The sequence below is a fragment of the Alicyclobacillus sp. ALC3 genome, assembly GCF_028751195.1.
Taxonomy (GTDB): Bacteria; Bacillota; Bacilli; order Alicyclobacillales; family Alicyclobacillaceae; genus Alicyclobacillus_L.
On record NZ_CP066784.1, the window covers coordinates 616,932 to 629,591 of the forward strand.

The 12,660-nt window shown below is 50.6% G+C and carries 11 protein-coding genes; all 11 read right to left on the reverse strand.

Going from position 1 to position 12,660, the window contains the following annotated elements; all coding sequences use genetic code 11:
* Positions 1–9 precede the first annotated feature (9 nt).
* Complete coding sequence (locus JC200_RS02885) at positions 10–1,026, reverse strand: ABC transporter permease (protein WP_274434686.1); 1,017 nt, start codon at positions 1,024–1,026, stop codon at positions 10–12.
* 144 nt (positions 1,027–1,170) lie between these two features.
* Positions 1,171–2,358 (reverse strand): sugar ABC transporter substrate-binding protein, encoded by a 1,188-nt coding sequence (locus JC200_RS02890; RefSeq protein ID WP_274434687.1) that lies wholly within the window; start codon positions 2,356–2,358, stop codon positions 1,171–1,173.
* A gap of 136 nt (positions 2,359–2,494) precedes the next feature.
* The gene (locus JC200_RS02895; protein ID WP_274434688.1) at positions 2,495–3,256 is read right to left on the reverse strand and encodes an SDR family NAD(P)-dependent oxidoreductase; all 762 of its coding nucleotides are present in this window, start codon (positions 3,254–3,256) and stop codon (positions 2,495–2,497) included.
* A gap of 23 nt (positions 3,257–3,279) precedes the next feature.
* Positions 3,280–4,230, reverse strand: a complete 951-nt coding sequence (locus JC200_RS02900) for a 3-hydroxyacyl-CoA dehydrogenase (protein ID WP_274436452.1) — start codon at positions 4,228–4,230, stop codon at positions 3,280–3,282.
* Between the two features lie 94 nt (positions 4,231–4,324).
* Positions 4,325–5,335, reverse strand: a complete 1,011-nt coding sequence (locus tag JC200_RS02905; protein WP_274434689.1) for a LacI family DNA-binding transcriptional regulator — start codon at positions 5,333–5,335, stop codon at positions 4,325–4,327.
* A 41-nt stretch (positions 5,336–5,376) separates the two neighbouring features.
* Positions 5,377–6,672: a histidinol dehydrogenase gene (gene hisD / locus JC200_RS02910; RefSeq protein WP_274436453.1), complete on the reverse strand. Its 1,296-nt coding sequence runs from the start codon at positions 6,670–6,672 to the stop codon at positions 5,377–5,379.
* A gap of 26 nt (positions 6,673–6,698) precedes the next feature.
* The gene (locus JC200_RS02915) at positions 6,699–7,325 is read right to left on the reverse strand and encodes an isochorismatase family protein (RefSeq protein WP_274434690.1); all 627 of its coding nucleotides are present in this window, start codon (positions 7,323–7,325) and stop codon (positions 6,699–6,701) included.
* Between the two features lie 43 nt (positions 7,326–7,368).
* Positions 7,369–9,186 carry a hydantoinase B/oxoprolinase family protein gene (locus tag JC200_RS02920; protein ID WP_274434691.1) on the reverse strand — a complete coding sequence of 606 codons (1,818 nt, stop codon included), beginning with the start codon at positions 9,184–9,186 and terminating at the stop codon, positions 7,369–7,371.
* Between the two features lie 8 nt (positions 9,187–9,194).
* Positions 9,195–11,243: a hydantoinase/oxoprolinase family protein gene (locus JC200_RS02925; RefSeq protein WP_274434692.1), complete on the reverse strand. Its 2,049-nt coding sequence runs from the start codon at positions 11,241–11,243 to the stop codon at positions 9,195–9,197.
* A gap of 25 nt (positions 11,244–11,268) precedes the next feature.
* A complete protein-coding gene (locus JC200_RS02930) occupies positions 11,269–12,126 on the reverse strand; it encodes an isocitrate lyase/PEP mutase family protein (RefSeq protein ID WP_274434693.1) in 858 nt (285 codons plus the stop codon).
* Positions 12,127–12,143: 17 nt separating this feature from the next.
* The gene (locus JC200_RS02935; protein ID WP_274434694.1) at positions 12,144–12,653 is read right to left on the reverse strand and encodes a 3-isopropylmalate dehydratase small subunit; all 510 of its coding nucleotides are present in this window, start codon (positions 12,651–12,653) and stop codon (positions 12,144–12,146) included.
* Positions 12,654–12,660 lie beyond the last annotated feature (7 nt).

The following is a 12,660-nucleotide window of genomic DNA, read 5'->3' on the forward strand; positions in this document are numbered from 1 at the left end:
ACGAAAGTTCTAGCCACTGCCCGTCTTTCGGCGCTTCCCAATTAGGTGCGAGATGGCGACAGCTATGATTAGCGCTCCACCGTAGAAGAGGTCTTGTACGAATGTTTGTACACCAGCCATCGTTAGACCTGTGATTCCGGTCACGAGAAAGTAAACGGCGATTAAGGCCCCCCACGGGTTAAACCGGCCTGGCGCAATTGCCGTAGAACCTAAAAATGCGGCCGCAAAGGCGGGCAATAGAAATGAAAAACCCGACGTAGGATCAGCGCCTCCGTTGGTGCCAGCGTAAAGGACTCCTGCCAGCGCACTGACGACTCCAGACAGCACCAACGAGGTAGCCCTTACTCGATTTACTCGAATGCCGCTGAGACGAGCCACTTCGCGACCTTGCCCCACAAACAGTAAACGACGTCCCCATGCTGTGTATTCAAATGTGTACCAAATGACAAAACACAGTATCAAACCGTAGTAGAATTCTAAAGGTATTTTTAGAAATTCATCGATAATCACCACATTGATTAGCCCCTGCGACACCCCGCTGATCGTTTGCGCATTGCTGATCCACGTGACCACACCTTGGAGAACTGTTCCGGTCCCCAAAGTCACAATAAACGGGTCGATGCCAATTTTAACAGCGAAGAACGCATTCACAGCGCCAATCACGGCGCCAGAAAGCAAGGCAATGAGAATTGTGAGCACAATAGGTACGTGATGCTGCGCATTCAAAATCGCAACGATCATACTTGACACCGTCAACGTACCCGCAATGGAAAGGTCATAGTCCCCCGCTCTAAGCGGAATCAATAGACCTAGCGTCAGTACGAGCAAGACCGCTTGCGACCCGAGGACCGATGACAGATTGGACATCGTGGGAAACGTTGACGGCTCAACGACTGAGAAAACGATGCATATCAATATCCAAGCTAGTACAAGCGCGGACTTCTCAAAGTACCCAGACAGACTTGCTTTGGTTTTCACAACATCATCATTCTGGGGATATTCCAATTCACTCGACGCGCGCCCCACGCATGATCCCCCCATTTTCGACAATCTTTACAACGCGTGCAGCCCACAATTGACACCCGCGGGACAACAGAGCCAAATCGTGCAATACTGTGCAGTACTCGTGAAGGGGGAATCGTTCAAACGCTCCCCCTTCTACGGAGAAATCTATTTCGAGAGACCCCAGAGTTTATTAAAGTCTTGCACATAGTTTGTTCCATACCCTTGGTTATCTTGAGCAGGTACACCAGCTTGGCTGACGTTACTCTTTGTCCAGATGTAGATCGGAATGTGCACGTTTGACGAGACCTTCAGCCCACCCAGCAGGCGCATTTCATCGTCAATGATCGTTCGGCCCATCCAATCTTCGCTTTGGCCAAGATCCATCTGAACCTTACCTTGGCTGACCATATCGAGTATCGATGGCGTCCCGTTGAACGTTGCGATATTCACTTGGTTTTGCTTGTGCTCGATGTCTATCGCCGGGACCACATACGTGCTCATACTGTCAAATACCGGAATCACATAATTGATATTAGGGTTCTGTGTTAATTCAGATTGGGTGATTGACTGAATTTTGGACGCCCACTCCGTGTTCAAGACGTCTTGATAGACAGCAGTCGCTTGCGGAAACTGAGCCATGATGTTTTTAATGCCCTGTTCCTCTGCTTGAGAAGCAGTAATTTGGTTGTCCGTAATCACCAAAATATGGGCCTTACCCTTGGTATGAACCAATGCCCATTTAGCTAGGAGTTCTCCCACCGTTTCATACTGGAACGGTATGTTGAACTTCACATCTGGAGGGGTAGGTTGGCTAGGGTCTGTTAATACAGACGTCACTACAGGGATTCCTGCAGATTTAGCCTGCTCCATTTGAGGTAGTAGATTGCTTGGATTTGGCCCCCCCAAAAGATCGATCAGATTGACATGTCTCGCAACCGCCTCGTTCATACCCTGCACATACTGAGTCTGCTGGCCCTGATTGTTGTATTCAATGAAATTGAATCCAACTTCCTTGGCAACTGCCTGCATAGCGACCTCAATGTTCTGGTCGAACGGAATTGTGCTTGCTGACGGTATGCTGAGAATCGTCTTCCCTTTCATAATTTTCTTGGCATTAAATGCAGGTCCATTCGCTACAAATTTTGGCTTTTGTGCATACGCATCCAACTGAGTCTGATATTCTGCCAGCAGTTTCGAGGTGTTAGAATTGCCTCCAGAAGCACTTGACGCCGAGTTTCCAGGGGTACTACTGCCGCCTCCGCCGGAAGAATTTGACGTCGTGTTACCACACCCAGAGACCAGCATGGCTAATCCCGCCACAGTCAGAACACCAAGCCCAATTTTCTTATACACCATCGCGACCCCCTCATATTATGCATACGTATTCATCAATGTTATCACTTATTATCTGAAATTTCAATAGCATACCAAGTATTGAAGTATTGCAAGTGTGTAGCCATCGCATCGGGACCTAAAAAACCTGCACTTTCTAACGCACACCCGCACTTACGTTGATGTCTTCGCCAGTAATCGCACTGGCATAATCAGAAGCAAGGAATAGAACCAGTTCCGCCACCTCTTCAGCCCGTACAAACCTCTTTAGGGGAGAAGCAGCCTCCATCTCCTGCCGAACCGCGTCATGACTTATCCCCCTGGCATGCCCCTGCCCATTTATAACCATTTCCATTCTATCTCCATCCACAAAACCAGGACAGATTGTGTTGACCGTTATTCCGTACGTCCCAAGCTCGGCCGCCAGACTTCTCGTGAATCCGATGAGTCCGGCTTTTGTGGCACAGTAACCCGCCCTGAATGGAAGTCCACGCTTTGCGGATATGGATGAGACGTTGATGATTCGTCCCCAACCGTTGGCTTGCATGTGCGGCACGGCGAATTTGCAGCATAGGAAAGCACTCGTCAAATTACTGTCTAACAACTCCGACCAGTCGTCTTCTGCAGTGTCTTGAATACTCCGCGTCGGACCAGCAATACCCGCATTGTTCACCAGGACATCCAAACTACCAAAGTGTTGCCGAGACACATCAATCAAGTTTTGAACATCCTTCGGCTGACTGAGGTCTGCAACGATAGGTAAGACTGAGAAGTCTTTCAGTTCTTCTCGTAGAGACTGCAAGCGACTTCCATCACGACCCGTGGCTACTACGTTGTCGCCTTTCCTGGCAAAGGCCAATGCAATGACCCGTCCAATTCCTCGAGTAGCCCCTGTGACAATGACTGTTTTGGGCTCCATGGCCGCCCCCTCGTCCGAGACCGTCAGTTTTCCGGCTCAATGTCGGAGACATCCGGTCCCAATTTGTACTGTTGTCTATGCGACATGATCTTCTTGTCCCTCCACTCCCTACGCAACTCCATTGACTTTGCTGGAAGCAATGCCCTCCTCTCTCGTTCTAACGTGGTTAGCAGTTCGTCTGAGAACGGTGACTCACAAATGGATTCACCAGCGATCTTGTACATGTCTGTAAATCTGGTCAGGTAATCTCGAATTCCTTCGGGCGCGTTCAGGTCGATGGTCTCAAACGGACCCATAAAAGCCCAACGATAGGCCAAACCGTCCTTCACAGCCAAGTCCACTTCCTCAACGGACGCAACACCACTTCTGACCAGTGATATAGCCTCGTTGACCAGCGCCACCTGGAGGCGATTGAGCACGAAACCTGCAATCTCTTTTCGAAGCAAGATTGGAGTCTGTCCAATTTCCTTCATGAGTCGCATGGCTTCCACAACAACCTCTTCCTTCGTCCAAGGAGAGGGAACCACCTCGACGAATGGAATGAGATAGGGCGGATTAACTGGATGACACACTAAACAGCGGTCGTTGAAATCTACGTCTTTGTACAATTGTGAAGGTAGAAGAGCGGACGTACTGCTTGCAACGATCGCGTTGGCCGGCAGGTCTCTGGAAACCTGACGCATCAACTCCTGCTTGACTGATAACCTTTCCGCGACACATTCCTGCACATACGCAGCACCGTGTAGTGCGTCTCCCAGCACGTTTGTGGTCACAATTCGGTTGACTAACTCTGCACCTTGAGACGCTGTCAGCAATCCGCTTGCGGCCAGCGATTCAACATTTGATTGGATTTCGTTCGAGGCACTTGTAAGTGCCGACTCCACAACGTCATATAGACGTACTTGGTACCCAGCTCTGGCAAAGGCGATAGCCCAACCACGGCCAACCAATCCTGCTCCCAATATGGAAATCATTCGGCGCACCACACCTCTCCCTGCTCTAAAGAATCAGTGGCTGACCAACCCTTCCGTAACAGCAAGGATGGCGTGTCTACTGTAGTCGAGTCTCTTACTCAACAGGATTCAAACCCTTCACTGAAGCCCGGACTACAAGTTCGCCGGGGATAAGAGATAAGGTCGGCGCCATTGGTTTTGACTGGGCGTTGGTAAGCAACTTCACTACACACTCTCGAATCATGGCATCCACAGGTTGTCGAATCGTAGTGAGAGAATATGCCGCCCAACTTGCTGCCTCGATGTCATCAAATCCGATCACTGACACATCATTTGGCACATCGAGGTTCAATGACCTAGCCGCATCAATGGTAGCCAGTGCCATGATGTCGTTTGCACAAAAGACTGCATCCGGCGCAATTTCTGAACCAAATAAACGCAAAGCTGCGCGGTATGCCTCTACGTACGAATAGTCACCATAAACGATGACTGGTATGTCTAGACCCTCAGCAACGATCCGTTTCTCAAATCCATACAGTCGGTCGGTACTCGTGGACGTGTTTTTCTTGCCGGCCATAAACGCGAGTCGAATATGCCTAGTACGGATGAGGACCTCGGCAGCCGCTTCACCACCCTGTTGATTATCACAGGTGACAGTGTTGCACGTCGTGCGGTCTAGTCTACGATTGAAAAGTACTACCGGAATGTCTTGCTCTCGCAACATCTCCACAATATCCGACGATAACTCCGCCGCCGTCACGATGACACCTTCCACCTTGTACTCTAGCAACGGCGTGATATCGTCTTCAGAAATCTCGCTGTCCCGCGCATTAATATAGAGCACAGAATAGCCTTCGTTCCTCAGTGCGGTCGCAAACTTTTCAACCACCTCTGGATAGAACGGATTTTTGATATCTGACGTAACGAGACCAACAATTCTCGACTTACCAGTAATGAGCCCACGCGCAATCACATTAGGTTGATAACTCATTTGCCTTGCAGCTTCTAGAATTACTTTGCGGGTCTTCGAAGACACCAACTCAGGGTTACTCAGGGCCCTTGACACTGTTGATTGGGAGAACCCGGTTAGTCTAGCGATATCTGTGGCAGTTACGTTTGGTTTCAAATGGCTCCCTCTTTCACGGCCTGTTCCGGTCAGCACGGATCCTATGAATGAAGCGGCCTCTCTTGACCTCCAAAACGGTTTAGTCTGATGATTGCCTGTGCCCGATGACCAGAAAAACCCTCGAGTTCACAAAGACGCTCAGCGTACTCACCGATCTGCACGCTGGCTTCGGGGGTACACCTTTGATATGTGCATGTCTTAATGAATTTACCAACCCACAATCCACCAGTGTACCTTGCAGCTGCCTTCGTCGGGAGAGTGTGATTGGTTCCTATCACCTTGTCCCCGTATGCAACGTTGGTCTCAGGGCCTAAGAATAGTGCACCATAATTGTACATGTAGTCCAGAAAATAACCAGGGTCCTCAGTTAGTACTTCGACATGCTCATAGGCCAACTCGTTGGCTACCTCAACGGCTTCCTCATAACTGTCCACCAAAATGATCTGTCCATAATCCGCCCATGACATTGACGCGATTGGAGCAGAAGGCAGCGTTTGGAGCTGCCTCTCGATCTCTTCCAGGACAGTTCTTGCAAGCTCAGCGCTTGTCGTGATGAGCGCGCTCGGAGATGTCGGACTGTGTTCAGCTTGACCCAAAATATCACATGCCACCATTTCAGCATCCGCTGTATGGTCAGCAATAATCAATACTTCTGTGGGTCCTGCCAAGAGGTCGATGCCAACCCTGCCATACAACTGCCTCTTTGCCTCAGCCACGAATGCGTTGCCCGGACCGACTAACATATCGACCGGGCGAATCGTCCCCGCCCCTAGGGCCATCGCCGCCATTGCCTGAATTCCACCTAGCAGATAAATCTCGTCTGCTCCAGCCATGGCCATCGCACATATGGTGGCGTCCGGCATCTCACCCCTGCTCGGTGGAGTGCATGCCACAATCCTCTTCACTCCGGCAACGCGAGCCGTCACAATGCTCATGTGGGCCGATGCCAACATGGGGTATCTGCCACCCGGAATATAACATCCCACACTTTCAACAGGGATGTTTTTATGCCCTAAGGTGATACCGGGCAAGGTCTCAACTTCCAATTCTTGAAGACAAGACAGTTGTTTCTCGGCAAATCCACGGATTTGGTCCTGAGCAAAGCGAATGTCTTGAATCGCCTGCTCTGAGACCCTAGAGAATGCCCCCTCAATCTCCTCATCTGAGAGACGGAACTGTGCTGGATTCCAGTTATCGAACTTTAGTGAAAGCTCCCTAATCGCTTCCTCCCCTCTTGTCTCCACATCAGCTAGAATACTTCTTACCTGGGCAGCTACATCCTCCTGTTGTTTTCGCAGATCGGACGCGTTCATACCCCGCTTGATATAAGTTCTCATAATCACCAATCCTCAGCATCAAGTGTCTACAGAATGTGTTCCAATAACTGGTGCGAAGTCATTAGATCGGCGTACTTTGCACCCAAGTCAAAGAGACTATTCTCGTGCAACACCGGATCTCTATCTCCCACGCAGTCTGTCAATACCACAGGTCTAAAACCGTACTGTAAGGCATCCACAGTTGTAGCTCGCACACATCCGCTCGTCGTGCAGCCAGTCACGACCACGGTGTCCACCCCTCTGCTCACGAGTATCGATGACAGAGATGTGCCGTAAAACGCACTTGCATACTTCTTGACAATTAAAATGTCATCGTTGTTGCGCGGGATTCGGCTGTCTAGTTCGACGGCCGGTGTCCCTTGCACGAGTTCAGCCAACGAAGGGACTTTTGCAATCCAGTATCCCGCATCAGAATAGTCACTTTGATAAGCGGTAGTCGTGAAAATGACGGGTACATTTGCGGCAACCGACTTACTCAGAAGCTGCGACACATTCTCAACTGGGTGGTCTAAGTCCCCGCCGAGTTGATACGAAGCATCCGTGAAGGCGTTGATAAAATCGACCACGAGGATCGCACACTGCTTCCCCACTCCAATGGGTTCAGAAAAACCTCGTGCCCTATACATGTCCGCGATAGACTGAAAGCGGTTCATGACTTTACCTCCTCAAACCATGGAGTATTGATCTGCGGCAAGGTCAAACATACATTCCATCTGTGCTGTCCTGGACGCCGCGTTGTTTCCTGTATTCATCGACCAGTGGGCCAAAGTGAAAGGCTGGTACATTCCCACGTTCTGCCCGCATTTCCCTCCGGAGAAGTTCCGTCTCTTCCACATCTACTTCGAAACTGCTTGCATCCATCACGACACCGTAATCTTCCTTGGCAGAATCCATGGAGACGATGCCGGCAATGACGTCAAAGCGGACTCGGTCCGCTGGGCGGTCAAGCGGGTCTCCCCATCCCCCAGCACCAGCAGTACGATAGACCAGTTGGTCTCCGGCGCTTACACGAACAAAATCCTTCTTGGACTCTAAAGACTCCTCGGTCCCATCATGCCGAACCAGTGTTTTCGATGACAGACCCCCGCATTTTCCACCAAAGATGCCCCACGGGTGGGAAACTGCGCGATCATCATTGATCGACACCTCTCCATCAGACAAGAATGTATAAACCTTCTCTATGCCCGCACCCCCACGGTGTTTCCCTGGGCCAGCAGTGTCCAAAGCGGTATCATATTTATCCACTCGAACCGGATAATAGCACTCGTTGTACTCCGCCGGTGTAGCCGTAAAGAGTGGCCACCAAGAGTGGCCATCCAGGCCATCACCGATCGGTCGTCCCGGAACCCCACCGTAGAGTAATTCCACCATTTGAAAGTATCTGCCTTCGGGGTCGTTCCCACTGTAGACAAAGTAGGGACTAGTTCCGTAGCCTGCGGCCATGGCCAGCTGTGGATTATTAATCCCTAATGCTCCGCTAATCACGTCGAACAATCTCGTATGCGTATTCAGTCGATTCCCAACCGCAGCTGGAAACTTTGGATTCAGAAGAGACCCTTCGGGGAGAACGACTTCAAACAGGTCGTAAAACCCATCGTTGAAAAGTATCTGTGGGTCGTACGCCATAATCATGTAGACGCCAATGAATAGTTTCGCCAATCCCTCATTGATGTGAAAGTTGATTGGGCCGAGTGCCTGTCCATCGGTGCCGGTGAAGTCAAAGAACGCCTTTTCACCTTCGCGCCAAATCGTCAGTTTCATCACGAACGGGCCATTGCCCAGGCCGTCGTCGTCCACGAAGTCGACAAACGATATCTTATTTTCCGGAATCATCTTGACAATGAGTTGCTTCATTGCATTTCGGGTTCTTTCAAGAAGCGAATCCAACGCGCTCAAATATCGTTCCTGACCGAACCGTTCACATAACTCAACAACTCGCTTTTCGGCCGTCCGACAACCGGCGATGAGCGCCATCAGGTCAGTCTCATTCATCTCCGGTGTACGAGTGTTGTTTAGAATGACGTCGAGGGCAGTGCGGTTCAGTTTACCACCCTCGTAGATTTTCACAGGTGGAATCTTAATGCCTTCACCAAAAATGGTGCGTGCGGCCGCAGGTTGAGACCCAGGCACCGGCCCGCCAACGTCCATCATGTGTCCAAACATAGACGTGTATCCTACCAAATCCCCGTGGAAATACACCGGTATAATCACGAGCCAGTCATTCACGTGGGATATGGAGCCCGCGCAGAGGTAGGGATCTGACAGCAGAACCACATCGCCTGGGAGTATGCCGTCCTTAAAATACTCCACAATTGACGGAATGTGCGAACCAAACTGCCCAACGACCATCCTGCCAAATCGGTCACAAATCATCGGGAACTCATCGTGTTGCTCACGTACAATAGGTGACATTGCGGCCCTATAGAGAACAGCATCCATTTCAAATCGCGCATTTTTAAGCGCATTTTCGATGATGTCCAGTGTAATTGTGTCTAAAGGTGCATGAGTTGTCATATGATTGATTACCCCCTTGGTTGAATCACGATATTTAAATACTCGTCAACGGAAGCAATGTGTTCCGGCAAAACCACCGTCGTGGTGTCGTATTGCGTTACGATTGCCGGCCCATCAATCTTGTCACCAGGTTGCAACAAAGACCGCCGATAGATAGGGGTGGACATGAATTCTCCATCGAAGTAAACTTCTTGTGTCTTTGCAATCGCTCGAGAGGCGTTGCCATCCCCGAACTCCAACTGCCTGACTGCAGGCTCTTCGACTCTCCCAACGCCAATCGCCCGCATATTCACCAATTCCAAGGCGACGCTCATCCGAAAATTGTAAAGGCGCTCGTGAGCCTCGTGAAATTCGTTCGCGATGGTATCAAATCCGTTCGCCTCTAGGTCACTCAGACTGACCTGCATAGGTAACTCAAACCCTTGCCGGTAATAGCGCAAGTCAACCTGATACTCGATGGTGCGGTCCGCCTCAGGCACTCCCTCCGATTCCAACCAGTTCATAGCGTCGTCACCGAGAGTCCGTAGTTCGCCAATGATGTCCGCGGGAGTTGTAGCATCAAGTGTGGAGATGAATGTCTTCGAGAACTCATTCTTGTGGTTCGATACATTGAATCCAAGAGCAGACAGCACACCTGGCTCAGGGGGAATAATGACGGGAAAGGCACCGCTCAAACGACCGAGTGCATTCGCATGCAGTGGACCCGCTCCTCCAAAGCCAATCAGAGCGAAGTCTCTGGGGTCATAACCCCGCTCAACTGAAACCACCCGAATCGCGCCGAACATATTCTCATTGACAATGTCGATAATTCCTTGCGCGGCCTCGTAGAGGTCCTTACCGAGGTGGTCCGCGATGCTCTGTACGGCACGCTTTGCCGCCTCGAGGTCAAGATGCATGCCTCCGTCTAGCAACTCAACGGGAAGTCTTCCTAAAACAATGTTCGCATCGCTGACTGTTGGTTCTGTACCTCCCCGTCCGTAGCATGCAGGGCCAGGTAACGCGCCTGCACTTTGAGGTCCGACACGCAACGCACCTGTAATTGCCGGAACGTGTGCGATTGAACCCCCTCCGGCCCCGATCGATACAACATCAACTGCGGGAGCCTTTACAGGGAAGAATCCAACCTGCGTGCTTCGGGTGATAGACGGTTGCCCAATAATGGTCGCCACATCTGTCGACGTCCCGCCCATATCGAACGTGATCAGGTTTCTATGTCCGCTTAGTCGGCCAATGAAGGCAGCTGCAGCCACACCCCCTGATGGTCCTGAAAGCATCGTGTGCACAGGTTGATCTGCAGCGGCTTGTACGCTCATGAGACCACCATCGGAGCGGACGATACTGAGCCTGGATTCCATCCCTGCATCCTTAATTCTCTTCTCGAAATTCGCAAGGTATCGTTGCATCTTCGGTTTCACGTACGAGTTCATCACTGTTGTCAGCGTACGCTCGTATTCCTTGAACTCCGAAAGAATCTCAGACGACACGGAAATGGGGAGCTCTGGATACAAGACACGTGCAATGTCCTTTACCATCTTCTCGTGACTCGAGTTCACATAGGAGTTTACGAGACATACAGTAAGGGACTCCGCTCCACGCTCCACCAAGCTGCGAATTTGTCTAACGACATCATCCGTATTCAGAGGCACAACAACGTCCCCATGTGAATCGATCCGCTCTGCCACGCCTACCGTCAAATCCAGCGGCGCAAGTGGGTCAGGCTTCTCGTAGATCATCCATCCGAAGAGCGGACCAGGGGTCCAGGAACGCGCGAGGTGTAGCGTCTTCTCGAAGCCTTTCGTCACAAGCAACCCAACTCGCGCGCCATCACCCTCCAAAGCGGCGTTGGTTGCAACTGTCGTGCCGTGCAGAATTTGTTCAAGTTCTGAGACGTTGATACCCGCCAGTTTACACGCCTCAAAAATCCCGTTTAGCACACCCTCAGACTGGTCATGCGGAGTGGAAGGAGTCTTAATCGGCATCATTCTGCCGCTTGAATCATCAATTAGAAGTACATCTGTAAAAGTTCCACCGACATCAATGCCCATACGATATGTCATAATTATCCTCCTATGCTAAAACCCTTCACAAGGACTTGGAAAAATTATTGTATTCGTCCAATTTCACAAACTCGAGAATCTCTTTGAAAGTATAGAATCTATCGTTTGAAAAATTCGAACTGCCCGTCCTTTTCAATTCAGCAAGTGCGTACTCCATCGCTTTCATTCCAGTTAACAGAGCCGTAATCGGCCAAATGACGAATCGAAAACCCAGTTGTCTAAGTTCGGCATTGGTCAGAACCGGTGTCTTCCCTGTCTCGGTCATGTTTACCATGAGAATGGAATCTTCCAATTCTCTGCCTATCGTCTCAAGTTCAGCCATCGACTGTGGAGCGTCTATAAACAGAATATCGGCACCCGCGTCCGCAAACATTTTCGCTCGTTCTACAGCTTCGTTCAGGTCATAAACTGCACGGGCGTCGGTTCGCGCGATGATCATAGTGTCAGACTGCCGTGCCCGTACTGCGGCTCGGATTTTTCTCACTGCGTCTTCCCTTGACACAACTTCCTTGTTCTCCATATGGCCACATTTCTTGGGCGTAACCTGATCTTCAAGCTGCAACGCTGCCACACCAGCACGCTCGTACATTTGTACTGTTCGCACCGTATTTAACTCGTTACCATATCCCGTATCAGCGTCCGCTATCACAGGGACAGACACAGTGCTAACCATATTTGCCAAGTGGTCAACCATCTCTGTTTGCGTGATCAACCCGAGATCCGGTCTGCCAATCCGAGAGGCGGAGACGCCAAATCCTGTCATATATACAGCATCGAACCCTTGCTTTTCAACCATGAGCGCAGATACACAGTCGTACGCTCCAGGCGCAACAACGATATCAGTCTCTTCAAACATTTTTCTTAGTACTGAAGCCTGTGTCACCACTTTGTTCCCCCATTTCAAGTTGTCTGTTGCCGAGAAGTCAACGCAGCGTGATATGCCTCCAACCCTCCATGCTCAAGTATCTCTTTTATAAAATCCGGAAGGGGTGCAATACTCTCGCTTTTGCCCCGCTCCGGCAAACTCACCATCCCAGTATCCAAATCAAACGCGACCTGGTCACCATCAGTTGCCTCTCCGGCTACTTCGTGACTCTCAATAAGTGGAAGACCGACATTTATCGCATTTCTGTAGAAAATCCGTGCAAATGATTGGGCCACCACGCACGATACGCCACAAGCCTTCAGTGCCATAGGCGCGTGTTCTCTGGAACTTCCACAACCAAAGTTCCGTCCGGCCACAAGTACGTCGCCGACCGAGATACGGCTGTGGAAGTTGTCAATCACGCCTTCCAAGCAATGCGCTGCTAACACGCTTTCATCTACTGTGTTGAGGTATTCGCCACTGATAATCAAGTCTGTGTCAACGTTGTCTCCCAGTCGCCACACTCTCCCAGTTCCGTTCATCATCTGGGTC